Here is a 25016-nt window from a genome sequence, read left to right on the forward strand (position 1 = left end):
ATGGCCGAGCCCGACCCGACCACCCGGCGCGGCGCTGCCCCGCCCACCAGGCCCCGCATCCCCGGCTCCGGCCTGGCCAAGGGCCTGGCCGTCACCCTCCGCACGATGACGAAGAAGACCGTCACCGAGCAGTACCCCGACGTCCAGCCCGACCTTCCGCCCCGCACCCGAGGCGTGATCGGCCTGTTCGAGGAGAACTGCACGGTCTGCATGCTGTGCGCCCGGGAGTGCCCGGACTGGTGCATCTACATCGACTCCCACAAGGAGACCGTCCCGCCGGCCGCCCCCGGCGGGCGTGAGCGCAGCCGCAACGTCCTGGACCGCTTCGCCATCGACTTCTCCCTGTGCATGTACTGCGGTATCTGCATCGAGGTCTGTCCTTTCGACGCCCTGTTCTGGTCCCCGGAGTTCGAGTACGCCGAGACCGACATCCGCGAACTCACCCACGAACGCGACAAGCTCCGCGAGTGGATGTGGACGGTGCCGGCCCCACCCGCTCTCGACCCCGGCGCGGAGGAGCCGAAGGAGATCGCCGCCGCCCGCAAGACCGCCGAGAAGCTGGCGGCGGCACAGACGGGGCCGACCGAGCCGCAGGGAGAGCAGCCGTGACCCTCTCTGCCGCGGAACACGGCTTCCTCTCCCCGACCGGCGTCGAGATCGCCTTCCTCCTGGTGGGCCTGGTCACCTTCGGCGCCGCGCTCGTCACCGTCACCACCCGACAGCTGGTGCACGCCGCCCTCTGGCTGGTGGTCACCCTCGGTGGCCTGGCCGTCGAATACCTCCTGCTCACCGCGGAGTTCATCGCCTGGGTGCAGGTCCTCATCTACGTCGGTTCCGTCGTCGTGCTCCTCCTTTTCGGTCTCATGCTCACCAAGGCCCCCATCGGCCGATCGCCGGACGCCGACTCCGGAAACCGGTGGGCCGCCATCACCGTGGCCGTCGCCGCGGCTGCCGCCCTGGTCTGGGTCGTCGTCGACGCCTTCCGCACGACCTGGGTCGACCTGGACGGCCCGGCCTCCGGATCCACCGCCGTCACCGGCGCCAGCCTGTTCCAGAACTGGGTCCTTCCCTTCGAGGCCCTCTCCGTCCTCCTCCTCGCCGCACTGGTGGGCGCCATCGTCCTGTCCCGCAAGGCGAAGGCCGAGTCGAGCCCTCCCCCTGTGAACTCCCGGGCCGCGTCCGGTGGTTCCCCATCCGTCCCGGATACCCGGAATCACCCGATCGGGGGACAGGCCCCCGCCGGGCAGTCGAAGTCCGCCGCACAGCATGGCCCGGCCGAGCAGGAAGGCGCCCGCTGATGCACCTCGCCTATCCCGCCGTGCTGGCCGCCCTCCTCTTCTGCACGGGCCTGTACGGAGTCCTCGCCCGCCGCAACGCGATCCTGGTGCTGATGTCGGTCGAGCTGATGCTCAACGCCGTCAACCTGAACCTGGTCGCCTTCGACGTCTGGCTCAGCCGGACCACCCGGGAGACCCTGCACTCCGGTCAGGCCCTGACCCTGTTCACCATCGCCATCGCCGCCGCCGAGATCGGCATCGGCCTGGCGATCGTCCTCGCCGTCTACCGCAACCGCGGCACCTCGGACATCGACAAGCTCCGGGACACCGCAGAGGGCCACGAGACCGACGGCCCCGACAGTGACGCCCTCACGGCCGAACAGGCCGGCCGGGCCGGGAAGACCGAGGCCACCGCGTGACCACGACCACCCTCGCCGTCCTCGTTCCCCTCCTGCCCTTCGTGGGGGCGGCCGCAGGCCTGCTGCTGGGCCGTACGGCTCCCGGCTTCGTCCGGCCGCTGGCCGTTGTGCCGACCCTCGCGGCCCTTGTCCTCGCCGTCCTCGTCGCGGCGGACCAAGGGGGCGGACGGGCCGTCGACGCGGCCACCGAGCTCACCCCCACCGGCTCCGTCCCGATCGAGCTCTCCCTCCACGTCGACGGCTTCGCCGCCCTCGTCGCCGTCCTGGTCGGCGTGGTCGCGACCTGCGTGCAGATCTACTCCACGGGGTACCTCCGCGACGACCCGCGCTATCCCTCGTACGCCGCTCTCGTCTCCCTGTTCACCTCCGCGATGCTGCTCGTCGTCTACTCCGGCGACCTGATCGTGCTGCTGGTCGGCTGGGAGATCATGGGCATCTGCTCCTACTTCCTCGTCGGCCACTACTGGGAGACGCCGGAGGCCCGTGCCGCCTCCATCAAGGCCTTCCTGGTGACCAAGCTCGGTGACGTCCCCTTCCTGATCGGCCTGTTCGCACTCGCCACCGAGACCGGCTCCTTCCGCATCACCACCGTCCTCGACGCCGTCGGGCACGGCGGGCTCGACCACCCGACCGTCATCGCCCTGCTGCTCCTGGCAGGCGTGGCGGGCAAGTCGGCGCAGTTCCCGCTGCACACCTGGCTTCCCGACGCGATGGCGGGTCCGACGCCCGTCTCCGCGCTGATCCACGCGGCGACGATGGTGGCCGCCGGTGTCTACTTCGTCGCCCGTCTCCTCCCCGTGTTCGAGGCCAGCCGGGCCGCGATGGTCGTCCTCGCCGTCATGGCCGCCGTCACGATGCTCGGCTCCGGTCTCGCCGCGCTCGCCCAGGACGACATCAAGTGGGTCCTCGCCTACTCGACCATCGGGCAGCTCGGCTACATGACCGGCGCCCTCGCCGTCGGCGAGCGCGGGGCCGCCGTCTTCCACCTCCTCGCACACGGTGCCTTCAAGGCACTGCTGTTCCTCGCCGCCGGCGTCGTCATCCATGCCGCCGGCACCAACTCGCTGGCCGCCATGTCCCGCATGACCGACCTGCGCGACCGCGTCCCGGACGCCTTCTGGACGATGACCGTGGCGCTGCTCGCCCTCGCCGCGATCCCGCCCTTCAGCGGTTTCTTCTCCAAGGAGTCCGTCCTGGGTGCCGCCGAGCACGTCGTCACCGGCCACACCGAGCATGTCCCCGAAGCCTCCGGCTGGATCACCCTCGTCGCCGGACTGCTCACGGCCCTGCTCACCGCCGCGTACGCGACCCGCCTGTGGCTGCTGGCCTTCCACGGCCGAGGCGCCGAAGCCCCCGACCACGGCAGGCAACCCCTGACCATGACCGTGGTGCTGTGGGTGCTCGCCGTCCCGTCTCTCGCGCTGGGCGGGTTCACCTTCCGCCTGCTGCCGGACTGGTTCGACGGCCACGACCTCACACCGACCCTGACCACCTCCGTCGTCGGAACGGGTCTGGCCCTGGTCGGCGTGATCGTCACCTACGCGGCCTGGCGCCACACCACCGCCCTCGCGGCCCGGGTTCCGCTGGGAGCGGTCGCGGCCCACCCCGAGGGCGACGCCGGGCTGGTCGAGGCCGAGGCGATCGCCAGCCACGCCCCCGCGTACGGGGGAGTGGCCTACGCGCCCGATCCCGCCGACCCCGGTCGGCTGCTGCTCGGTCCGCTGCACCGGCACGCGGCCGTCGGCTTCCACCTCGACGCCGTGTACGCGACCCTCTTCGTCCGCCCGGTCCAGGCCGGAGCGAGCCTCGTGAGGTTCCTGGACCGCGAGGTCGTCGAGACCTACGTACGCGGTGCGGGCGCCCTGCCCCGGCTGCTCGGAGCCGTCGTTCGCCGCGCCCAGACCGGCAATGTGCAGACCTATGTGAGCGCGCTGCTCGCCGGCACCGTCGTCCTCGCGGTCGCCGTCCTCCTCGTCGCCACGGGAGCGTGAGCAGGCGTGATCGATATCAACGAGTCCGTGATGCAGTTCCTTCTGGCGTTCGTCGTCGTCGCCCCGCTCCTCGGCGCGGTCGCGGCTCTCCTGCCCGCACCGCCCGGACTGAAGGGGAAGTCGCCCGGGCAGGCCGTGCTCCGGCACGGCGTCACCGTGACCGGCTCGGTCCTCATCGCAACGATCGTCCTCGCGGTCGGCTTCGACCACGACCATCCGTCGAAAATGCAGGCCACGACCGACATCAGCTGGATCCCGGCACTCGATGTGCGGATCCACCTCGGCATCGACGGCATCTCCCTCCCCCTTCTGGTCCTTACCGCGCTGCTGACCTTCCTCTGCGCGCTCTACTCGTACTTCAAGATGCCTGCGGGCCCGACCCCGAAGGCCTTCGTCGCGCTGCTGCTCGTCCTCGAGTCCGGCACGCTCGCGACCTTCGCCGTCCTCGATCTGCTGCTGTTCTTCCTGGCGTTCGAGATGGTGCTCATCCCGATGTACTTCCTCATCGCCCGCTGGGGCGGCGAGGGCAGGACGCGGGCCGCCTGGCGGTTCATCCTCTACACACTGCTCGGTTCGGTCGTCATGCTGCTCGGCCTGCTCCTGATCGGGATCAAGGCCGGCACATTCGACATGGTGGCACTCGCCACTGACAGCGGCCGGTCGCTCACCGCATCCGTCCAGGTCATCGCCGTTCTGGCGATCGGGATCGGGCTCGCGGTCAAGACGCCGATGTGGCCGCTGCACAGTTGGCTGCCCGACGCCCACACCGCCGCCCCGACCGTGGGTTCGGTCCTGCTGGCCGGTGTCCTGCTGAAGATGGGCACGTACGGGTTCGTCCGGATCCTCCTCCCGATCGCGCCGGACGGTTTCCGCACCTTCGCCCCCTACCTCGCCGCCTTCGCCGTCGTCGGGATCATCTACGGATCCCTGGCCTGCCTGGCCCTCGCCAAGCAGGGTGCGAAGGGCGACCTCAAACGGCTCATCGCCTACTCCTCCGTCGGCCACATGGGCTTCGTCCTGCTCGGCATCGCGACCATGACCCCGACCGGCGTCAACGGCGCCCTGTTCGCCAACATCGCCCACGGCCTCATCACCGGCCTGCTGTTCTTCCTGGTCGGAGCTCTCAAGGACCGCACCGGCACGACCGACCTAGACACCCTCGCCGAGGGGACCGGCGCCGCGCTCTACGGCAAGGCACCGCGCCTCGGCGGCCTCCTCGCGTTCGCCGCGGTCGCCTCGCTCGGACTGCCGGGACTGGCCGGGTTCTGGGGCGAGATGCTGGCCCTGTTCGGCGCCTTCAAGCCGGCCGCGGACCTCAGCCGCCCCGCCTTCCTCACCTTCATGGCCATCGCGGCCTTCGGCACCCTCCTCACCGCCGCGTACATGCTCGTCGTCGTCCGCCGCGTCTGCATGGGCGCCGTACCGCAGGAAGCATCGAAACTCGCCGACGTCCACACGTACGAGTTCGCGGCCTGGACCCCGCTCGTCGCCCTCACCGTCGTCGCCGGGCTGTGGCCCAGGGCCCTTCTCGGCCTGACCGACCCGGCCGTGCAACAGCTCCTCGCAGGAGGCACCCGATGAGCGCCCTGGCCGCGAACCTCGTCCAGTCCGTCGACTGGCTCGCCATCGCGCCCCCCACCATCGCGGCAGCCGTCGGACTCGTCGTCCTCGTCGCCGACCTGTTCGTGCCCGAGGCACGCAAACCGCTCCTCGGCTGGGTCTCCGTAGCAGGCCTCGCCGCGGCCGCACTGATGCTCCTGCCGCTGTTGGACGGCGACCGCGCCACCTTCTGCGTGAACGGCACACACGCGTGCAGCTACACCGCCGACCGCTTCAGCCTGGTCATCCAGTTCCTGGTCCTCGGCGGGGCCCTTCTGGCCGCCCTGCTGTCGGTCACCACCCTCAAGGACGCGGACAGACAACTCCCCGAAGGGGAGTACTGGTTCCTCCTGCTGTCCTCCGCCGCCGGCGCCGCCCTCCTGCCCGCCTCCCGCGACCTCGCGACCCTCATCGTCGCCCTGGAGGTCGCCTCCCTGCCCGCCTTCGCCCTCGTCGGCATCCGGCACGGCGACAAGAAGTCCTCGGAAGCGGCCCTGAAGTTCTTCCTGTCGTCGGTCACCGCGACCGCCGTCAGCCTCATGGGCATCAGCTTCGTGTACGCGTCCACCGGCACCCTCTACCTCACCCAGGTCGCCGACCGCATCCAGCACGTGGACGGCCAGTTCCACACCCTCGCCCAGACCGGCGTCGTCCTCACCCTCGTCGGCTTCGCCTTCAAGACCGCCGCCGTACCCTTCCACTTCTGGGTCCCCGACACCTACGTAGGAGCCCCGCTCCCGATCGCCGCCTACCTGTCGGTCGCGGGCAAGGCGGTCGGCTTCACCGGCCTGATCCTCGTCACGGTCGTCGCCTTCCCGTCGTACGCCGACGTCTGGGGTCCCGCACTCGCCGCCCTGGCCGCGCTCACCATGACCGTCGGAAACGTCGGCGCCCTGCGCCAGCAGGCCACGCGCGCGTACAGCGCCGTACGCCTCCTCGCCTGGTCCTCCGTGGGCCAGGCCGGCTACCTCCTCGTACCGATCGCCGCGGCCGCCTACTCGAACGACGCCGAACGCTCCATCGGCTCCACGGTCGCCTACGCCCTCATGTACGCGGCCGTGAACCTCGGCGCCTTCGCCGTGGCCGCACTGGTGGGCCGCACCAGGACCGCGAACCGCATCACCGACTACCGCGGCCTCTACGCCACGAACCCGCTCGCCGCCCTCCTGCTCGCCTTCTTCCTGCTCTGCCTGGCGGGACTGCCGCCGGGCATCATCGGCCTGTTCGCCAAGGTCACCGTCTTCTCCGCCGCCGTGAACGCGGGCCTGGGCTGGCTGGCCGTCGTGATGGCCGCCAACGTCGTGATCGCCCTCTTCTACTACCTGCAGTGGACGGCGCTGCTGTTCCGCGCCCCCGAGGGCGAGCCCGTCAGGCACCTCCTCCCGGCACCCCTCACCGCCGCGATCACCCTCACCGCGGTCCTCGGCATCGCCCTCTCCGGCGCCCCCCAACTGGTCCTGCGGTTCGCCGACACCGGCCTCTTCTGAACCTCCGCCGGGCCCGTCACCCGCACGGCCGAGGCATGCCGTCGTACGCACAAGGGAACTAGTGACCCTCGCCTGGCGTTGAGCTGGGCGGGAGGTCCACTGGACGTGTCACCACGGGCCAGTGGCATCGGAGACAGCAAGCACGATCCGCAAGCAAAGGGTTCCCCTGCTGCACGACTTGGAGGGCGTACCGTGCACCGCCGGCACAACGGGCTAAGGACCGCAGTACTCCTCGGAGGACTGTCCGCCCTCATCATCGTCATCGGCAGCTTCTTCGGCCGCATGGGGCTCGTCGTAGCGGTTCTCGTCGCGCTGGGCACGAACGCGTACGCGTACTGGAACAGCGACAAACTGGCGCTACGCGCGATGCGCGCACGCCCGGTGAGCGAGTTCGAGGCCCCTGCCCTCTACCGCATGGTCCGCGACCTCTCCACCCAGGCCCGCCAGCCCATGCCGCGCCTGTACATCTCCCCGACGGAGGCCCCGAACGCCTTCGCCACGGGCCGCAACCCGCGCAACGCCGCCGTGTGCTGCACGGAAGGCATCATGCGCATCCTGGACGAGCGTGAACTGCGCGGAGTCATCGGCCACGAGCTCAGCCACGTCTACAACCGCGACATCCTCATCTCGTCGGTCGCCGGAGCCCTCGCCTCGGTGATCATGTTCCTGGTCAACTTCGCCTGGCTGATCCCGATCGGCCGTTCGGACGACGACGACGGTCCCGGCATCCTCGGCATGCTGCTCATCATGATCCTGGGCCCGCTCGCGGCCACCCTCATCCAGCTGGCGATCAGCCGCTCGCGTGAGTACGAGGCCGACGCGTCCGGCGCCCAGCTCACCGGCGACCCGCTCGCCCTCGCCAGCGCACTGCGCAAGCTGGAGACGGGCACCCAGCAGCTGCCGCTGCCTCCCGAGCCGCGCATCGAGACCGCGAGTCATATGATGATCGCGAACCCCTTCCGTCCTGGTCAGGGACTCTCCAAGATGTTCTCGACGCATCCGCCGATGGCGGACCGCATCGCCCGGCTCGAGAAGATGGCAGGTCGCCCCCAGTGAAAACCATCCTGAACGTCATCTGGCTGGTCCTCAGCGGCTTCTGGCTGTTCCTCGGATACGTGGCCGCGGGACTCCTGCTCTGCATCACGATCATCGGCATTCCCTTCGGGATCGCCGCGTTCCGTATCGGCGTCTACGCCCTGTGGCCCTTCGGATACACCACGGTCGAGCGCCGTGACGCCGGTGCGCCCTCATGCGTGGGCAACGTCCTGTGGCTGGTCCTCGCGGGCTGGTGGCTGGCGCTCACACACATCGTCACCGGTATCGCGCTGTGCATCACGATCATCGGCATCCCGTTCGGCATCGCCAATTTCAAGCTGATCCCGGTCTCCCTGCTGCCGCTCGGCCGCGAGATCGTGCGCACGGACGAGCCCTTCGCGGTCCGCTGACCTCCCCGGCCCTTTCAACAACACAGCACGCCCCTGCTCCCACCTACCCGCGGCCCGAACGGAAGACCGGCGGTTTCGCCGGACCTCCGCCCGGGCCGCCGCGTTTTCCACAGCTGACGTTTTCCACAAGCCCGCGGTTGTCCACAGGCCGGCCCGGTTGTCAGTGGCGGCTTGCATCATGAACCCATGACCGAGAACGAGCAGTTGCTGGCACGGGTGGCCGCCAAGGCACGCAACACCCGCCCCTGGGGCTGGCCTTCCCTCCCCGAGCCCGTCGACGAGGCGACGCTGACCCGCGCCGAGGCCGCCCTGGGTTTCACCCTGCCGTCGCTGCTCTCCGACCTGTACCTGCGGATAGGGGACGGCGGATTCGGCCCGGAATACGGCCTGTTGCCCCTGCTCGACAGCCCGCCTGCCGGTGAGCCCGCCGCCGTGGTGCAGTACCTCGCCAACCGCGCCGGCGGCCGCAAGGACCCCGACTGGCCCTGGCCCGAAGGCGTCCTGCCAATAGCCCACTGGGGATGCGCCATGTACGCCTGTGTGGACTGCCACTCCCCGCAAGGCATGGTCCTGCTGTTCGAACCCAACCCGGGCGACCCCGACCGTGCCTGGTTCGTGGACACCCCTGACCTCGCGGACTGGCTGCGGGCCTGGGTCGACGGAACAGGCTGGTACGACGTGATGGACGACGAGTTCCAGATGCCTGCCTGGACCGACTTCCGCATACGTACGACGCAGGCGTCGGCTCCCTGACACCGCCCCGGCCCCCAACGACCGCCTACACCTCGCGCCGCCCCGTCACCCGCCGCCGCACGCCGTACGCCACCACGCCCACCGCCAACACTGCCGCGCCCACCACCGTCGAGACGCCCGGCAGCGAGAACGCCAGCACCACGCAGCCGACGAGTCCCACCGCCGGCAACAGCCGCGCCTTCGGAGCCGGATCGAGGGTCCAGGCGGAGGCGTTGGCCACGGCGTAGTACGCCAGCACACCGAAGGAGGAGAACCCGATCGCGCCCCGGACGTCCACCGTGGCGGCCAGGACGGCGACGACCGCGCCGACAGCCAGTTCGGCCCGGTGCGGCACCTGAAAGCGCGGATGCACGGCCGACAGTGCGCCGGGCAGATGCCGGTCCCGGGCCATGGCCAGCGTCGTCCGTGAGACACCCAGGATCAGGGCGAGCAGCGAACCCAGCGCGGCCACCGCGGCACCCACGCGCACGACCGGCACCATCCCCGGCACCCCGGCAGCCCGCACCGCGTCGGCCAGCGGGGCCCCCGCCCGCCCGAGACCATCGGCACCGAGCACCGAAAGGACGGCCACCGCCACACACACGTACACCGCGAGCGCGATGCCCAGAGCCACCGGGATGGCTCGGGGGATGGTGCGTGCGGGATCCCGTACCTCCTCACCGAGGGTCGCGATGCGGGCGTACCCCGCGAACGCGAAGAACAGCAGGCCGGCCGCCTGCAGCACCCCATCCGCACCGCCCGACGCCCCGACGCTCAGCCGCCCGGCCTCGGACGCCCCCGACCCCAGGCACGCGACCACCACGGAGGCGAGGACAGCCAGCACCACCGCCACGATCACCCGCGTCAGCCAGGCGGACTTCTGGATGCCGCCGTAGTTCACCGCCGTCAGCGCCACCACGGCGGCGACCGCCACGGCATGCGTGTGCTCCGGCCAGACGTACGCGCCCACCGTCAGTGCCATCGCCGCACAGGAGGCCGTTTTCCCGACGACGAACGACCAACCCGCGAGATAACCCCAGAACGCGCCGAGCCGCTCGCGCCCGTACACGTAGGTGCCGCCCGAGGCCGGATACAGCGCGGCCAGCCGCGCCGACGACGTGGCGTTGCAGTACGCGACCACGGCGGCGACCGCCAGGCCGACCAGCAGCCCCGAACCGGCTGCGCGTGCGGCCGGCCCGAGGGCGGCGAAGATGCCTGCCCCGACCATTGAGCCGAGCCCGATGACCACGGCGTCCCCGACCCCCAGGGTGCGCCGTAGCTCGGACGCGGCGCCGGAATGCGTCATGTCCGGCACCCTACTGATCGCCGCAACCGAGGAGTGCCGCCGTGACGTCCTCTATCCCAACAGAGCACGAACAGGCGCGCGACGAGCCGGTCGTACGGACCGACCGGCCCCCGGCCCGCGCACCACGGACGCACGGCGCGCGGCGCACAGCATGTCCGCACCGAAATCACACCGTACGGACAGTGCAAGCACAGTGCGGAAGGGCAGGTTCACGGCATGACGATCATCAGCTGGATCATCCTGGGGCTGTTGGCCGGGGCCATCGCCAAGTTCCTGCTGCCGGGCCGCGACCCGGGCGGCTTCATCGGAACGACGCTCATCGGCATCGCGGGCGCGTTCATCGGCGGCTGGATCTCGGCCCGCTGGCTGGACCATCCGATCTCCAAGAACTTCTACGACGGCGCCACCTGGGCAGCGGCGATCGGCGGCTCACTGGTCCTGCTGATCGTCTACCGCATCCTGTTCGGCAACTCGCGCGACTGAGCACCACCGAGGACACCCCCGGACCGCAGCCAGCAGGGGAGAAGGGTGGGCACCGACGGGTGCCCACCCTTCTCGTACGCCGGAGGAGTCAGCGACTGCCTGATGTCGCCGATATCGCCGATGTCACCGGCTCCGCCGGTGTCACCGGTAGTTCACGAACTGGAGCGCGAAGTCGAAGTCCTTGCCCTTCAGGAGGGCGATGACGGCCTGCAGATCGTCCCGGCTCTTGGAGCTGACGCGCAGCTCGTCACCCTGGACCTGGGCCTTCACACCCTTCGGACCCTCATCGCGGATGATCTTCGCCACCTTCTTCGCGTTCTCCTGGGAGATGCCCTCCTCGATCGACGCGAAGATCTTGTACTCCTTGCCCGAGAGCTGGGGCTCGCCCGCGTCCAGCGCCTTCAGGGAGATCCCGCGCTTGATCAGCTTGGACTGGAAGACGTCGAGGACGGCCTTGACCCGGTCCTCGGAGTTCGCCTCCATGAGGATCTTGTCACCGGACCACGAGATCGAGGCTCCCACGCCCTTGAAGTCGTAGCGCTGCGAGATCTCCTTGGCGGCCTGGTTGAGGGCGTTGTCGACCTCCTGCCGCTCGACCTTCGAGACGATGTCGAAACTGGAGTCGGCCATGTCCTGTGGCTCCTTGTATCGGGGTGCGTGTGGGTGCGGATCGGCGGGCGTGGGGGTGACCGCCGAGCCCGGCGTGTTGCCCGGGCCGCATCCGCTCAAGCCTAGCCACCCACGGTCCTCCGAGCGCAGATCAATCGGGTGGCGAAGCACCCCTCGGCATCGGGTATTGTTTACGTCGTTGCCAGGGAGCACCGCCGAAAAGCGGTTCGAACGGCAGCAACCCCGGCGGTGTGCCCGAGCGGCCAAAGGGAGCAGACTGTAAATCTGCCGGCTCAGCCTTCCCAGGTTCGAATCCTGGCGCCGCCACGCTGAAAAAGACCCCCTCCGAACTGCGTAAACGCAGCACGGAGGGGGTTTCTTCGTTTCGAACAGCGTGATTCAAGCAGGGGTCGAAATGCGCAGGTTGTCTCACCTGGTTCCGGGTGAGTCCCAGGCCTGATCAGCGCGTGTCCCCCAGACGTCCCCCGGGGGACGGGCCACTTCCGTCCCATTCCCGCAGGCCAGCCTCGATCTGGTGGTTCGCTCGGTCCTGGGCTTGCGCCAGAACCTTCGCGTACACGCGTAGCAGCACCGCAACCGAGTGTCCGGCCCGACGTGCGACTTCCATGGGGTCGACTCCGCTGTAGAGCCAGAACGACACCCCGGCGGACCGGAGGTCGTACGGTCGCCGGGCGAGCGGTGTAGCTTCCTGCTCCGGCGTCAGCACGGAGTTGCGAGCGCATGCCCACACCTCGCCATAGCCGGTGTCCTGAATCACACCTCCTCGACTCGTGCGGAATAGCCGACCGTCCGGAGCAGTGCCGTAGCGCGCGATGTGCCAGCGGAGCATCGCGACGAAGTGCGGAGGGATTGGGACCACACGTGAGTCTCGCTGTGCCCGCGCCTTGAGGTGGCGGTCTTGGTGGGCCCGACCGTCGTCCGTCCAGTCACGGCCGGCGTGGACGATCCCGCCGCGAAGGGTGAGCTTGCCCCATCCCCTCTTCGGCAGGTGGCATTGGGCCCCGGTCAGTCCAACCGCTTCGGCGGGGCGCATGGCGGCGTAGTACAGGCACCCGAAGAACGTCTCAAGGTGTGCGCCTCGCTCGCCCTGCTGGCGCACGCCTTCAAGCAGAGCACGCACCTGACGAGGGTTGGCGACGCTCGCAGGGTCGACCTCTTCGGTTGACTTCGGCGCTGACCACTTCACCGTGGACAGAGGGTTCACAGGAACGCTGAAGTAGCGCCGTTCGACCGCGAGGCCCAAGACGTCGCTGAGGCACGCCCTCTTGCGCCGTGCCGTGCGCGCGCCGGCGGGGGAACCGTTGAGCAGTGTCGACAGGGCGTCCAGAGCCAGTCGGAGCGTGGTGGGGTCTTCAAGGGCGGCGACGGGTAGAGAGTTCTTCTCCAGCCAGCGGAGTGCGTCCTGGACGTCGCTGGGGTGCTCTTGGGACCAGCGGCTTTTGTTGTACGCCCAGCCATACAGGGCCGTGCGGAGCGCACGAGGAGAGGGCTGCCCGACGGTTGTCTTCACGAGTGCGGGAGTAATAGTGGCCAGCGCATCGGCGTCGTTGCGGCGCGACTTGGCGGGAAGCTTGTCCCACCTGCGGTCAACGTACGCGCGTGTGTGTTCGTACCAGGTCACGGAGCCGTTGAGCGCGCGGAGTTCGGAGACGGGGAGGCCCGTCTCCACGTCGAACTGCTCGCCCTTGCGCAGCGCGGTCATCAGTTCTGAGCGACGGCCGTCAGCCTGGGCTTTGACGGTGTAGCTCTTGGAGTGCTTCTGGGCTCCGACAAGCCAACGAACGCGGTAGGGCTTCGGGCGGTCGCGGCGCGTCTCGATGCTGTAAATGCGGACGTCGTACGTAAGAGGCATGACTCTCCGGGACAGAAACGGAGCCCGCCCCAGGTGGGGCGGGCTCGATCGAGGGGGCGCTCTCGTCAGGCCGCGGGATCCCCGCAGCTCTCCCACCAGGCGTCAAGGTCAGCCCGGCTGACGCGCACCTGGCCGTTGGGAAGCTTGCGTATGCGGGGTGCCAGACCGCGGGCGCGCATGCGGTAGAAGGCGGCGCGGCTCATGCCGATCTCGTCCAGGACTTCGGGGAGCTTGAGCATTTCGGGGCGTGCCACGTTGCGACTCCTCGGTTTGGGCCTTCTGGGGAATCCGCAACATCCGCCACGCCGCAACATTGCTGGTCAGCGGCTTGGATTTGTGGCGGATGCCGGTTGTGTTGCGGATAGGTGCCGCCGCGCGGACAGTGCGGCGCACCATGTGGTGTGGTCGGTCAGCCGACGACGCGAAGTTGGCGTGTGTCGGTTTCCGCGGACATGTGGCGGCTCTCGGAAGGGTCTTCCGCCACAGATTCACCCTCGTTGACCTGCGGTGTTGCGGACGTTGCGGATGTTGCGGACTTCTCGGGGGGAGGGGGGCAGTAGCGGGCCCACGCGTCGCTGAGATCTTCCGCGTAGTAGCCCTTCGGGGTGCCGCTGCCGACCCGGATGCCACGGGGACGGATGGGGCTGTTGTCGGGGCGGACGTACTGGCTCAGGAGCTTGGACAGACCGCGGGCCGTGAGCGGCTTGCCGTCGTCGGTCAGGTCCGCCCATGGGGCGTCGTCGAGGCCCAGGAGGACTTCGAGGATGGCGGCGGTGGGCATCCGATCTGCGCCGCAGAACACCCGGTCGCGCAGGTCCGTCAGCAGGCGCACGCCCAGTGAGGCTTCGTCGCCTTCCTGCGCCGACTTGATGAGGGTGACGCAGGCGGCGCGGGCCCGTTCGGGCCAGAGCCCGCCCGCCGCGTCGGCAACCGCGAGGAGCGGCTCCCACACATCGGCAGGCCGGTCGGAGACGCCCTCCGGCATCTCAGGCCAGGCTTGCGCGACCTCGTCCCGCACGGTCTCAGCCCAGTCGGCGAGCCGGTCACGCAGGGCGTGGCCCTGCTTCTCGTGGACGCGCCGGCGGTAGGGCTCGGCCTTCTCGTTGGGGGCCTTCTTGCGCATGCGGATGATGACCGAGCGGGTCAGGATCGTGTCGGGCAGGGAGCCGAGTCCGGCCATGGCGACGGCGCAGAAAGAGGAGAACCATTCGGTGTTCTGGTTGGAGCCGTCGCCGACGCAGCGCAGGGACTTGGCGCCGCGCCGGTAGCCGGAGTTGAGGAACCCGCGGACCTCTTCGTTGCCGCCGGCCTTGGGCCCGAACACGGTGTCGATCTCGTCGAAGAGCAGTGTCGGTGTCCCTCCGTCGGCCTCCACGAGCCGGAACAGTGCGTTGGCGGAGGCGTTGACGGTGGTGGCCGCGCGAGGGGTGAGGGTTTCCACGATCTCCAGCGCGCGGGACTTGCCCGACCCGGGCTCCGGGGAGAGGAACGCGAGGCGGGCGGTGCCGTCGAACGCGTCGATCAGGTGGGCGTGCGCGTCCCACAGCGTGACGGCGACGTAGGCGGCTTCGGTGGGGAAGATGTTGAAGCGGCGGTGGAACGCTTCGACCTCGTCGAGCAGGGCCGCGCCGTCGATGGACGGCTCTGGCGGATTGGTGCTGGTCATGCGGCGTTCCTCCTTTCCTGGGTGGTGCGGAGCGGGCATGCGGTGCGGTGGGTTTCGTGGTCGGCGATCAGGGCGTGCACCTTGGAGTGGCCGACGGCGCTGCGGTCCCTGCCGCACAGGCACGTCGAGGTGGCGGTCGGGGTGGCGCCGCGCGGTGCGCAGATGGTGAGCCAGGCCACGGGTACGCGGCCGTCACCGCCGGTCGGGCCGCTGGGGTACTCGTTGGGGGAAAGGGCTGAAAGGACGGCCTGACGGCCGTCGTCCTTCGTGCCACGGCTCCCGCCGGGGTCAGCCGCCATAGGGCGCGAGCGGGCCGGTGGAGGTGACGGGAGCGGCTTTTCAGTGAGGGATGGGGGGCGGGTCGTCCCGGTCATTCCGCCTCCCGGGGCCGGGCGTTGCGGATGGACCAGTTCAGGGCGCTGCGCAGGGTGGAGCGGCACTCGTACGCCTTGAGTCCGGCCGCCTCCCCCGCTCCCTGAAAAGCCTCCTCGACCACGTGGCGGGCGATGTCGCCCCAGGCCACGAACCGGCCCATGGACCGTGCGGCCTTGAACAGGGTCTCTTCCCGCTTCCCCTCCGGTGCCGCCTCGATGGCGGCCCGTTCACGTTCCAGTGCCACCTGTGCCCGGCGGGACGCATTGCGGGGCGGAGCGATCGACGACGACGCCACAGTCTTCGGCGGCTGGGTGAGCGCGTCACACAGCCAGGCGGGGAGTTCGGCGACGCGCCACGGGGCGGTGACCTCGTAGGCGGCGCCGTCGATGATGCTGCCGGCGGCGACGACGTAGCCGCCCCAGGCACGGGTGTCGACCAGCGGCGCGAGCTTGCCCGCGGTGTTGGTCAGCCGAGTGCCGGGTGGAGCGGCGAAGTACAGGTGCATGCCGCCGCTTGGCGTCCGCACCGTGTAGGTGTCCGGCCAGGGCTGTCCGGCGCGCTCGCAGAGCGCCAGGAAGGAGGTCACGCCGTCAGGCGTGCCCGAACCGTTCTTGTCCTTGGCAACGTCCAGGTCGACGACGACCAGATTGGACGGGCCGGTCGCGATGGCGACGTTGGCGGTGCTGGTTTCCCAGCACCGTACGATGCGCTGCGGGTCGGTGCTGGCGCGCTGCTCCCATTTGAGGTGCCCGTCGGCGCAGTCGCCGGTGGTGCGGCACTGGGCGGCGCCGTGCAGGGCGGGTTGCTTGCTGCCGGGGCGCAGGGGGAAGACGTGCCAGCCGCGTGCGGCGGCGTCCAGGGCCGCGTGCAGCAGCGCGCCGGGGTTGGGTTGGGTCATGCTGGAGGTCTCCGGTTTCTGTTGGAAGTGGCTGGAGGACCGGGGCGGGCGCGAATCTTTGGCGAGAGGGCGCCCGCCCCGGGCGTGTGATCAGGTCATGCGTCAGTCACGTGGCCGTGGTTGGGGGGTATTCGTCCCAGGTCCGGCCGTCGAGCAGGCGGCCGCCGGCCTTCGGGGTGAGCCCGCCGATCTGCTTGAAGAACAAGGCCACCTGGTGATCGACACATTGGTCCCGGATGGCCCGGACCCAGTCCAGGTCGAGAGGCCGGTGCTGCCTGCCGCTCTCCCCGCCGACGATCACCCAGTCGATCCCTGCCAGGTCCAGGGACGGCACCGGGCCCAACAGCGGCTCCAGTGACAAGAAGCGGACGGTCGCAGGGATGCGCCTCAGCTCGTCGGCCCGCCAGCAGTACTCGTCCGACTCGACGGACGTGCCGATCCACACGTTGGCCAGCGGCCACGCGCTCAGGGCGTTCCACTTCGCCGTGCGCCTGCGCACGTCGGCACGCACGGGCTTGGCCAGCGGGACGGTGTCCTGTGCCGCCAACTGCTCCATCTCTGCCCAGACCGCGTCCACGAACTTCTGCGACTCCAGCAGTCGGCGCAGATGCCGGGGGCGCTTGGTGAGGACCTGAAAGTGGTGCTGGGGTGCCAGTGCCATCGTGGCGAAGACCCTGGCCACGAACGCTGCGGGGACCCGGGCGTGGCCGATGTCGCTCATGGAGTTCACGAACACCTTGCGTGAACGGCGCCACCGCAACGGCGCGAGCAGCGCCTCCTCGTGCATGGTGAGACCGAACCCGGGACCGCTGGTGCGCGGATCACCATCACGCTGGTACTTGGCCTGCCCCATCGACTTCAGCCGCTTCGCCAGATTTAGGGCGTAGCAGTTGTCGCAGCCGGGCGAGATCCGATCACAGCCCGTCGTCGGATTCCATGTGACCTCTGTCCACTCGATCTGCGTGCCCGCACTCATGCCGTCACCGCCAGGTCCTCGCCGGTGACGGCTTCGGTGACCATGGCGATCAGGTCGCGGGCGGCGGGCGGGGTGACGGCATTGCCGAGCATGAGCACCTTGGTGCGCTTGCTGGTGGCGACAAGCCGGTAGGTGTCGGGGAAGGCCATGGCGGCGGCGTACTCGTGCGGCTCCAGCATCCGGAAACCGCATTCGTCCACGCTGGCCACGGTCCCGCCGTACAGGGCGCCGTGCCGCTCCACCGTGGTCACCGTCGGCAGCGGCCGGCTCGCCGGGCGGGCGGTGCCGTTGCCGTAGTACGACACCACCAGGTCGGGGGCGGTGACGATGCCGTGGTGGTTGCCGCCCGCCGTGACCGTCGCCAGCGGCCTGGTGATGGCACGGTGGGAAGAGCCCCCGCCGCGCAGCTCCACCATGTACGGCGGCAGGGCGAGCCCGGTCTCATTGCGGGTGGTCACCGTGCGCAGGGGCGCCGCGACAGGCGCGGCCTTCTTGCCGTCGCGGCCCTCCACGGGCACCGCCAGCGGCTGAGCGAAAGCGGTGAACCCGGCCCGGATGCGGCGCATCGTGTCGGCCGCGAGTGCGTCGGAGCCGGTGCGTTCCCCGATCAGCGGCGCGGGCAGCGTCCAGTCGATGACCTCCGCGGCCGGGCGCACGGCCGGCTCGACGACCTGGTTGCGGCACTCCACCCTCGGGCAGCGCCACACGTACTGGGCACGCGCGCCATAGCGGCCCCACGGGCGGGTGGGGCTGCACATCTTCGTCTGCTTCCAGCCCTGGATGGCCCGGATGCGGCCGTGGGTGGGGCAGTCGGCCTGCGGGCGGGTCCACTTGTCGAAGTCGGGGGCGCGCTCGCCCTTGCGCCACAGCACCACATACATGCGGTCGCGAGACTGCGGGGCGGCGGGGCCGTAGGCGGCGGCGTGCATGGAGTTCATCCACACGATGCGGTGCTCGTATCCCCAGGCGTGCAAGGTGCGCAGCCACGCGTCGAACACCGCGCCGGGGGCTTCCTTGGGTCCCCACCAGTAGGCGTCCACCACGTTCTCCACGACGATGGCCCGGTAGCGGTGGACTTCGGCGAAGCGGGGCACGTCGTGCATGGTGGCGCGGGAGCGGATGGCGGCCTCGTCCACGCCGGAGGTGGCGAACAGGCCGTCGGTGTGCTCGCCGTGGCCGCGGCGGCGGCCCTTGGCGATGGAGTGGTTGGTGCACTCCGGGGAGGCCCACAGGATGTCGGTGGCGGGGTAGCGGCGCGGTTCGACCTGGGAGAGGTCGGCGCAGTCGTGGTCGGTGTCGGGGTGGTTGGCCTGGTGGGTGTCGATGGCGTGCCGGGCGTGGTTGGCGGCCATCCGCACACTCACGCCGGGCACTTCGGTGGCGCCCGTGGAGGATCCCCCGGCGCCGCAGAACAGATCGGTCAGGGTCAGCAACGTGTGCTCCGGTTTCGGTTGGAAGTGGCTGGAGGACCGGGGCGGGCGCGAAGTCTTGGCGAGAGGACGCCCGCCCCGGGCACGGTTAGAACGGCGGCTCGCTGCCCTGCTCCGCTGGGTTGCCCGCGGTGTTCCACGGGTCGCTGCCGGACGGGGAGCCACCGTTGCCGCCGGTGCGCTTGGCGTTGATCGTGACGGTGGTGAAGCGGATGGAGGCGCCGATGTCGTCGACCTCGACGGCGAGCATGGAGCGCTTCTCGCCCTGCTCGTTGGTCCAGTCGTGCTGCCGCATCCGGCCCGAGGCGACGACGCGGGAGCCCTTCTTGAGGCTGTCGGCGACGTGTTCGGCGAGGGTGCGCCAGGCGGCGCAGCGGTAGAAGGCGGTGGTGCCGTCCTTCCACTGATTCGAGGTGCGGTCGAAGGTGCGCGGGGTGACGGCGATGGTGAACTTGGCGAGCGCGGCGCCGCCGTCGGTGAACTTCAGCTCCGGGTCGTCGGTCAGGTTGCCGACGAGGGTGACGGGGGTCTCTCCGAACGACATGGTCACTCGCTTTCGATGGTGGTGGGGCGGCGGACGGTGGTGTCGGGCCGTGCGATGGCGTTCAGCCGCCGGGCGGCGGCGTGCAGCTTGGCGTCCAGCACGGCGGGCGGACGGGCGGTGAAGGAGTGCAGGGCGACAGAGGCGGCGATGATGACGTCGCACAGTTCGTCGGCGACGTCGGCGCGGCTGTGAGTCGTGCGCTTGCGGGGGTTCTGGCCGGTCATGCCGATGTAGGCGGCGGATGCCTCGCCTGCCTCCTCCACGACCTTCATCAGGTGCATCGCCGTTTCGTGCTCGCCCGTGCCGTTGGCCGCGTTCAGAGCGGTGACGATGCGGGCCGTGACCGGCCACAGGACGGCGCTCATGCGCTGCCCTCCCGCGCGGTCTCCGTGTCGGCGGCCATGTCGTCGACTTGCAAGAGCAGGTTGCCGAGCTGACGGCGGGTGATGTCGCGGCTGTAGATCTCCCGCAATCCGTCGTTGTCCCAGCTCAGTTCGACGGTGACGATCTCGTCGGGGTCAATGTCCATCAGTGCTCCCTGCTCATGTCGACGGTGGTGGGTTCGGGTCGGTGGTCGGCGGTGAAGTACAGGCGGGTGCGCTTGTGGTCGCGGGTGGGGCACTGGCGGGCGGGGCCGGTGTCGAACGCGGCGGCCAGGGTCTGGCCGATGCGGTCGGCGTCGTCCCGCTCGCAGATGACACGGATCTCGAACATGCAGCTCCCTTTTGCAGGTCAGCGGTCGGAGCGGAAGAGTTTGAGGGTGATGCCGCCGACGCCGATGGGTCCGGCGGTGCCGGCGATGACGGTCGCGGTGTGGGCGACGGCGTTCAGCAGCCAGACCAGGGCGGCGACCAGTCCCCAGATGCCGACGACGACCGCGCCGACGATGGCGAAGGGGTACAGGAGGCGCCGCCACGGGAAGTCGGTCCCGCCGCTGCCGTTGAAGTTCGCCACAACAGATCTCCTTGTCTCTCGGGCGGTTTGGGGCGGGCCGGGCGGCCTGTTCAGTCCTCGCCCCCGCGCCGGGCGGGTGGGGGCGAGGACTGGACGGGGCGTCCGGAGGCGGGCACGCGAGAGGGCCCGCACCCTTGGGTGGGTGCGGGCCCTCAGAGGCAGGCGTTCGTCAGAGGTCGGAGGGGAGCCTGTCTCCGCTCTCTGCGTCGTAGGCGATCCCGTCGGGGGACAGCCGGACGGTCCGGGAGGCGGCCCGGGAGCCTTCTTTCCAGGTGCGACCGCCGACCGCGACGTGCACCGTCACGTCGGCGAGGGGATCCGTCACCGGCAGCAGGATCTCCGGGTCCTTGGGGAACCAGCCGTTTTCCCGGACGCTGCTGGCGCTCTTGCCGGATGCGTCGATCCGCAGGTAGCGGGCGTTCCGGTCGAACAGCGAACTCAGATCGAGAACCACGTGGTCCCGGTCGGTGTTCCACTGCGCCACGATGGTGGCTTTGACGCCGTCGAGGGTGAGCGCCGCGCCGGCGCGGCCCTTGTAGTTGGCGGCTTTCTGCTGGCGTTCCTGGGCGTGGTGTTCGTTCTGGGCGTTGGTCCACACACAGGCCGCAGCGATGGACAGTGTCGCGATCGCGGCGACGTAGGGCCAGGTGCGTCGGCGTGCCAGCGCGGGCTGTTCGTCGGCCAGCGGCGGTGCGGTGGTTGGTGCTGGGGGCACGCTGTGCCAGGCCGGGGACGTGCTGTCGTTCTTCTCGAACCATGCGCCGTCGTTGCCCATGCGGGCGACGGTAGCGCGCAGGTGCGCTGCCTGGCAGGGCTCACCGCGCAGATCCGCCACCTGTGCCCGTGTCTCCAACCAGGCAAGTGCCTGTGCGGAGTTGAGGCCGTGGCCAGTGATGTCCTCCCGCTCGTACACGGCGGCCAGCTCAGCGGCTTCGCTGAAGCGGCCGTCCATCGCGGCCTGGATGACGCGCTCGTGCCGGGCAAGGTCGAAGCGCTCCGGCCCGAAGACATTGGGGGGCAGCGACTCCCAGTCCCACATGTCGTCGGCCGCCGTGAACGGGGCGTACAGATCCTCGCTCGGGTCGACGTCGACGGCGGCGTCCCCGATCGGTTCGGTGACCGGCGTTTCCTGGGCGGTGGTGTTCTGTTCAACGGCCAGAGCCCGTTGTGCCATGCGGCGGCGTGCCGAGGTATCGGTGAGTGCAGCTTCCTCGTCACTGAGGACGGTCTGGACGATGTCGACGTAGTCCGGGCCGACCTTCCACACGGCCTGTCCCGGATTCAGCATCGGGATCCTGTCGATGGCCCAGGCCGGAAGACCGAGCAGGGCGCCGACGATGGCGGCCTCTTCAGGGTTCAGGCGGCCGACATGGGCGATCTCGCACAACCGGGCCAGGTCGCGGGCCCTGCCCTCACCAAGGTCGGACAGCGTGTGCATGAGCACGTCCAGCGACAGCCCCGCCTTCCGGGAGTTCTTCAGCAGACGCTGAATCAACTCCGAGGTCGCCGGGGACAGCAGGATCTGCCACGCCTCCTCCAGCACCAGGTGCCGGTGCACGGCCGTCGACTGACGCAGCCACACGTGCTCCGCCCAGCAGCTGACCGCAGCCATCAGCGAGGGGATCGCCGGGGAGTTGCGGTCCAGGTGGGAGAAGTCGAAGGACAGGAGCGGCAGGTCCGTCTCCGGCAGGCTCGCCTCCGGCCCGTCGAACAGGCCCCGCGAGGAGCCTTCGGTGTAGCGGGAAAGGCCGATCGCGGCGCCCTCGCCCCACTCGGTCAGCTTGGCGGCCGGCCAGCGGCCGTCTTCCGGGCTGATCAGCGCGTCGACCAGCCCGTTGAGCGATGTGGCCTTGGGGTGGTTGAGGGCGTGCTGGAGGGCGTGGGTGGCCTGGTGGGTGAGCGCCCCGGGCTCGACGGCCAGGATCAGCGACCGCACCAGCTGTTCGCGTACCTCGGGCGGGAACAGGGTGCTGACGGGGTTGAGCGTGAAGGTGCCGGCCTCGATGACCCGGCCTCCCAGGGAGCGCACCAGCGGCGCCCACTCGCCGCTGTTGTCCTCGCCGAAGGAGTCGATGACGACGGCCTGATGGCCGTGCTGGACGATCTCGCGGCGGATCCGTGCCTTCGCGGTGGTGCTCTTGCCGGAGCCGAGACCGCCCAGGGCGAGGGAGTTGGTCGACGGCAGCAGCGCGGCGGAGGTCTGCACGGGGGAGAGGCGGAACTCTCGCCCGTCGAGCAGGGAGCGGCCGACCGGGATGCCGGGGAAGCGCGTGTTGGAGGCGACCAGCGGCGCTGTGATCGCGGCGTGGGTGGTGGGCAGACGGATCACAGGATCGCCCCTTTCCGCGTGGAGGCTCCGTGCGGGGTGGTCATCACGTGCGCGCGGTGCTGCTGGCCGGGCAGCCAGTCCAGCCGGATGCGGTGCCGGTCAGCTGTGAGGGATGTCTGCCAGCGCGCTTCGGTGACGCTCTCGGGGCTGTCGCCGAACACCGTCAGGTAGGCGTCGAGATCCACGAGGGTGGCGCCCTGGACGAGCGCGCCGTGCGTGGTGCCGCTGGCGATGTCCTGGGCGTCCTGCTTGACCTTGTCGGCCGTGAACGCCTCGCTGGCGGCGCGCTGCCACTTCGCCGATCGGCGGGAGATACCCACGGGCAGCGGCCGGTACAGCACGGCGAGCGAGCGGTCGGTGCCCGGTCCGAGCAGGAGGTTCGGCATGAGGCCGCCGTCGGTCTCCTCCGGCCAGGCGGTGATCCGCGCGGTCGCCACGTACCGGCCGTCGACCAGGCCTACCCAGCCGGAGCCGCGTTCGATCACGGCGGGCAGCGGATCCGGGGTGAGGGGGGCCAGCGTCCCGAGGGTGGCGAACTCGCCGTGCAGGCTGTCGAGAACCCGGGCGGGGTGGGCGATCAGGCCTTTGGGGACGTGGACGGTGACGGTTTGGGTGTGGTCGGTGTAGTCGCGGGCGGTGGTGTGGTGGGTGACGTGGATCTGGACGCCCGCGGTGCGGGCCTGCCCGCCGGCGAAAGTGAGGGCGCGGGCGAACGCGTCGTGAAAGGCTGCCCGGCGGTGCGGATCCTGCATGGTGCCGTGCGTCGGGTACAGCATCCAGGACGCGGTCTCGCCCAGGTGGGCGGCCATCGCGTCCGGTGCGGTGCGCTCGCGCAGGTGCCGGTAGCCAACCGTGGCCCACCGGCCAATCGAGCGAGGGCCCGGGGTCAGATTCACCACGGCGGCAGTGGCGCCTACGGCGGCGAACGTCCACGCCGGGGGCGGGTTGATCGCGGCCGACATCAGCGCGGCACTCCCGAGCCCGGCGTTCACCTTGGTCATGAGGGCTTCGGCGCGGCTCAGGCCACGCTGCACGGCGGGGATGCGGTAACCGGGGGTCAGGGAGTACACGGGAAACAACCTCCTGAAGTCTGTGAAGGTGAGCGCCACTGGACCGGCGTCCGCTCCGCCACCCGACGGCGGGGAAGGAGCGGACGCCGGTTCAGGAGGCGGCTCTACGGGGTGTTCGGATGGCCCGAGTCCGGCGGGGCCGCCGCCGGGCCCTGAAGGTTCGGAGCAGGAGTGGAGGTGGGGGCAGGGTCCGGCTGAGCCGCGGTCTGTGGCTTGTTGACCTGGTGCTGCCTGCGGATCTCCCACAGCTGCTCCCGCCGGGCGGCGCTCTCGCTCTTGTCGCGCTGTTCCTTCGCGACGGCCGACGCGGTGGTCAGCCGCCCGGACCGGTCGGACTTGCTGAGGCCGTAGGCGGCGAACAGGATCCCTCGGTCCTCGGACAGGGCGCGGCCCGGGGTGCTCACCGTGCGGGGGCCGCGTGGGGTGTTCTCCCTCTCGTAGAAGTCGGGGACCCCGGCTCGCACCACGGCGTGGGCGAGCGGGCTGGGCGTCTTGCTTTCCACGTAGGACCGGGCGGCGCGGGCCACCCGGGGACCGAAGTACGGGACCCCGTGGAAGATCATGCGGAGCATGAGGGCGTCCGCGGCGACCAGCAGGACGGCGTCCACCACCAGCGAGCCCTTGGCGAGTTCGACGAACGGGGAGACCAGCAGCAGCGCGAACGGGGCGAACATCAACCCCAGCAGCCGCATCGCCCACGTCTTGACCGCCGTGGTGTCGCCCCCGCGGGCCAGCGATGCCAGCACCAGCGGGGCCATGCACACGAACGCCATGATGCCGAGCTGACGGGTCAGGAACACCAGCGCGGCAAACGCCAAGGCGACCACCAGGGCACTGAAGATGACCAGGATGGCGAGCGGGTTACCCGAGTCCGCGCCGTGCTGCATGTCGTCGCTGATCGCGCCGAACAGCGTGGACTCGTTGCTGTTGAACGCGGTCGTGAACGCACCGCTCACGGCCTTGTTCAGCAGCATCACTGCGCCGGGGACCGACGCCATGCCGGCGACGGCCACCAGGGTCCATCCGGTTGAGGCGCCCATCTGCTTCAGGCGTGGTGCGCCCTGCCAGGCGGTCAGGGCGCACACGACCACGATGCACACGAAGATGGCGACGGCCAGGTGCTGACCGAGCCACAGAAACGGCTCGTACAGCGTGCTGTTGGATTTCGCCGGCGCCCATCCGTGATCCGGAGCGACCAGGCCGTTGATCTTCTTGATCAGGCTGTCGGCGAGGGTGCGGACATGGTCGGAGGCGCCCCCGGTGCCGGTGCCCGGGGGGCCGCTGGAGCCCGGTTCTCGCTCGCAGTACGCCTTGCCGGGCCCTTTGAGGGCGTCGCACGGGTCACTCATGCGGCATCAGCCCTTGGCCTGGGTGACGGTGGAGAACAGGTTGTCGCCGTACAGGGCGAGCACGACGGCGACGAACAGGGTGCCGATCGCCAGGGTCCCCTTGCGCAGGGCGCCCTTGGGGTCGCTGGACAGCTGCAGCAGCATGCGCAGCGCGATGATCGCGATGACGGCGGCGATGCCCTTGGTGACCAGGCCGCCGCCGGT

Annotated in this window: 28 protein-coding genes and 1 tRNA gene; 11 read left to right on the top strand and 18 right to left on the bottom strand. The window is 70.1% G+C overall.

The features are described from left to right. The 9 genes from ABZZ74_RS32860 (at nt 1) to ABZZ74_RS32900 (ending at nt 8971) form a co-directional block, all read left to right on the top strand. Nucleotides 1–609 (top strand): NADH-quinone oxidoreductase subunit I, encoded by a 609-nt coding sequence (locus ABZZ74_RS32860; RefSeq protein ID WP_356771182.1) that lies wholly within the window; start codon nt 1–3, stop codon nt 607–609. Further along, nucleotides 606–1298, top strand: coding sequence for an NADH-quinone oxidoreductase subunit J (locus ABZZ74_RS32865; protein WP_356771184.1), 693 nt, complete (start codon nt 606–608; stop codon nt 1296–1298). The genes ABZZ74_RS32860 and ABZZ74_RS32865 overlap by 4 nt, the downstream gene beginning before the upstream one ends. Then, nucleotides 1298–1696, top strand: a complete 399-nt coding sequence (nuoK, locus tag ABZZ74_RS32870) for an NADH-quinone oxidoreductase subunit NuoK (RefSeq protein ID WP_133043332.1) — start codon at nt 1298–1300, stop codon at nt 1694–1696. The genes ABZZ74_RS32865 and nuoK overlap by 1 nt, the downstream gene beginning before the upstream one ends. Next, nucleotides 1693–3687, top strand: a complete 1995-nt coding sequence (locus ABZZ74_RS32875; protein WP_356771186.1) for an NADH-quinone oxidoreductase subunit L — start codon at nt 1693–1695, stop codon at nt 3685–3687. Before nuoK ends, ABZZ74_RS32875 begins: the two co-directional genes overlap by 4 nt. A 6-nt stretch (nt 3688–3693) precedes the next feature. Then, a complete protein-coding gene (locus tag ABZZ74_RS32880) occupies nt 3694–5268 on the top strand; it encodes an NADH-quinone oxidoreductase subunit M (protein WP_356771188.1) in 1575 nt (524 codons plus the stop codon). Further along, a complete protein-coding gene (locus tag ABZZ74_RS32885) occupies nt 5265–6773 on the top strand; it encodes an NADH-quinone oxidoreductase subunit N (protein WP_356771190.1) in 1509 nt (502 codons plus the stop codon). The genes ABZZ74_RS32880 and ABZZ74_RS32885 overlap by 4 nt, the downstream gene beginning before the upstream one ends. Nucleotides 6774–6965: 192 nt before the next feature. Further along, a complete protein-coding gene (gene htpX, locus ABZZ74_RS32890) occupies nt 6966–7829 on the top strand; it encodes a zinc metalloprotease HtpX (RefSeq protein ID WP_208783378.1) in 864 nt (287 codons plus the stop codon). Continuing rightward, nucleotides 7826–8218, top strand: a complete 393-nt coding sequence (locus ABZZ74_RS32895) for a YccF domain-containing protein (RefSeq protein WP_356771193.1) — start codon at nt 7826–7828, stop codon at nt 8216–8218. Before htpX ends, ABZZ74_RS32895 begins: the two co-directional genes overlap by 4 nt. Before the next feature lie 186 nt (nt 8219–8404). Further along, nucleotides 8405–8971 (top strand): SMI1/KNR4 family protein, encoded by a 567-nt coding sequence (locus tag ABZZ74_RS32900; RefSeq protein WP_356771195.1) that lies wholly within the window; start codon nt 8405–8407, stop codon nt 8969–8971. A gap of 25 nt (nt 8972–8996) precedes the next feature. Here ABZZ74_RS32900 and ABZZ74_RS32905 read toward each other — a convergent pair whose 3' ends face one another. Continuing rightward, nucleotides 8997–10256 carry an APC family permease gene (locus ABZZ74_RS32905; RefSeq protein WP_356771197.1) on the bottom strand — a complete coding sequence of 420 codons (1260 nt, stop codon included), beginning with the start codon at nt 10254–10256 and terminating at the stop codon, nt 8997–8999. Between the two features lie 216 nt (nt 10257–10472). On the opposite strand from ABZZ74_RS32905, the gene ABZZ74_RS32910 reads away from it, so the two are divergent. Next, the gene (locus tag ABZZ74_RS32910) at nt 10473–10739 is read left to right on the top strand and encodes a GlsB/YeaQ/YmgE family stress response membrane protein (RefSeq protein WP_133043324.1); all 267 of its coding nucleotides are present in this window, start codon (nt 10473–10475) and stop codon (nt 10737–10739) included. Between the two features lie 141 nt (nt 10740–10880). Here the strand turns inward: ABZZ74_RS32910 and ABZZ74_RS32915 are convergent, their stop codons facing one another. After that, on the bottom strand, nt 10881–11369 hold the full coding sequence (locus tag ABZZ74_RS32915; RefSeq protein WP_019756392.1) for a YajQ family cyclic di-GMP-binding protein: 489 nt from the start codon (nt 11367–11369) through the stop codon (nt 10881–10883). Nucleotides 11370–11593: 224 nt separating this feature from the next. On the opposite strand from ABZZ74_RS32915, the gene ABZZ74_RS32920 reads away from it, so the two are divergent. Then, nucleotides 11594–11675 (top strand) — tRNA-Tyr (locus tag ABZZ74_RS32920). Between the two features lie 133 nt (nt 11676–11808). Here ABZZ74_RS32920 and ABZZ74_RS32925 read toward each other — a convergent pair. The 16 genes from ABZZ74_RS32925 to ABZZ74_RS33000 all read right to left on the bottom strand — a co-directional run. Continuing rightward, a complete protein-coding gene (locus ABZZ74_RS32925) occupies nt 11809–13221 on the bottom strand; it encodes a site-specific integrase (protein WP_356771200.1) in 1413 nt (470 codons plus the stop codon). A gap of 65 nt (nt 13222–13286) precedes the next feature. Next, nucleotides 13287–13475 carry a helix-turn-helix domain-containing protein gene (locus ABZZ74_RS32930; RefSeq protein WP_356771202.1) on the bottom strand — a complete coding sequence of 63 codons (189 nt, stop codon included), beginning with the start codon at nt 13473–13475 and terminating at the stop codon, nt 13287–13289. 155 nt (nt 13476–13630) lie between these two features. After that, complete coding sequence (locus ABZZ74_RS32935; protein ID WP_356771204.1) at nt 13631–14887, bottom strand: DUF3631 domain-containing protein; 1257 nt, start codon at nt 14885–14887, stop codon at nt 13631–13633. Then, entirely contained in the window at nt 14884–15186 is a 303-nt protein-coding gene (locus tag ABZZ74_RS32940) for a hypothetical protein (protein WP_356771206.1), read from the bottom strand. Before ABZZ74_RS32940 ends, ABZZ74_RS32935 begins: the two co-directional genes overlap by 4 nt. Before the next feature lie 71 nt (nt 15187–15257). Continuing rightward, nucleotides 15258–16160 carry a bifunctional DNA primase/polymerase gene (locus tag ABZZ74_RS32945; RefSeq protein WP_356771208.1) on the bottom strand — a complete coding sequence of 301 codons (903 nt, stop codon included), beginning with the start codon at nt 16158–16160 and terminating at the stop codon, nt 15258–15260. A 106-nt stretch (nt 16161–16266) separates the two neighbouring features. Beyond that, nucleotides 16267–17136 carry a phage Gp37/Gp68 family protein gene (locus tag ABZZ74_RS32950; protein ID WP_356771210.1) on the bottom strand — a complete coding sequence of 290 codons (870 nt, stop codon included), beginning with the start codon at nt 17134–17136 and terminating at the stop codon, nt 16267–16269. After that, nucleotides 17133–18569, bottom strand: a complete 1437-nt coding sequence (locus tag ABZZ74_RS32955; protein WP_356771212.1) for a DNA cytosine methyltransferase — start codon at nt 18567–18569, stop codon at nt 17133–17135. The genes ABZZ74_RS32950 and ABZZ74_RS32955 overlap by 4 nt, the downstream gene beginning before the upstream one ends. An 85-nt stretch (nt 18570–18654) precedes the next feature. After that, on the bottom strand, nt 18655–19110 hold the full coding sequence (gene ssb / locus ABZZ74_RS32960; RefSeq protein ID WP_356771214.1) for a single-stranded DNA-binding protein: 456 nt from the start codon (nt 19108–19110) through the stop codon (nt 18655–18657). Nucleotides 19111–19112: 2 nt separating this feature from the next. Continuing rightward, the gene (locus ABZZ74_RS32965; protein WP_356771216.1) at nt 19113–19475 is read right to left on the bottom strand and encodes a MazG-like family protein; all 363 of its coding nucleotides are present in this window, start codon (nt 19473–19475) and stop codon (nt 19113–19115) included. Beyond that, nucleotides 19472–19639, bottom strand: coding sequence for a hypothetical protein (locus ABZZ74_RS32970; protein WP_356771218.1), 168 nt, complete (start codon nt 19637–19639; stop codon nt 19472–19474). The genes ABZZ74_RS32965 and ABZZ74_RS32970 overlap by 4 nt, the downstream gene beginning before the upstream one ends. After that, nucleotides 19639–19824, bottom strand: coding sequence for a hypothetical protein (locus ABZZ74_RS32975; RefSeq protein WP_356771220.1), 186 nt, complete (start codon nt 19822–19824; stop codon nt 19639–19641). Before ABZZ74_RS32975 ends, ABZZ74_RS32970 begins: the two co-directional genes overlap by 1 nt. A gap of 18 nt (nt 19825–19842) precedes the next feature. Then, a complete protein-coding gene (locus ABZZ74_RS32980) occupies nt 19843–20064 on the bottom strand; it encodes a hypothetical protein (RefSeq protein WP_356771222.1) in 222 nt (73 codons plus the stop codon). A gap of 169 nt (nt 20065–20233) precedes the next feature. Next, complete coding sequence (locus tag ABZZ74_RS32985) at nt 20234–22393, bottom strand: hypothetical protein (protein ID WP_356771224.1); 2160 nt, start codon at nt 22391–22393, stop codon at nt 20234–20236. Further along, nucleotides 22390–23463: a hypothetical protein gene (locus tag ABZZ74_RS32990; protein ID WP_356771226.1), complete on the bottom strand. Its 1074-nt coding sequence runs from the start codon at nt 23461–23463 to the stop codon at nt 22390–22392. The genes ABZZ74_RS32985 and ABZZ74_RS32990 overlap by 4 nt, the downstream gene beginning before the upstream one ends. A 104-nt stretch (nt 23464–23567) precedes the next feature. Further along, on the bottom strand, nt 23568–24812 hold the full coding sequence (locus ABZZ74_RS32995) for a hypothetical protein (RefSeq protein ID WP_356771228.1): 1245 nt from the start codon (nt 24810–24812) through the stop codon (nt 23568–23570). 6 nt (nt 24813–24818) lie between these two features. Then, nucleotides 24819–25016: hypothetical protein (locus ABZZ74_RS33000; RefSeq protein WP_356771230.1), on the bottom strand; the 198-nt coding region annotated here is incomplete at its 5' end.

It is taken from the genome of Streptomyces sp. NPDC006476, assembly GCF_040612015.1.
Classification (GTDB): domain Bacteria; phylum Actinomycetota; class Actinomycetes; order Streptomycetales; family Streptomycetaceae; genus Streptomyces; species Streptomyces griseorubiginosus_B.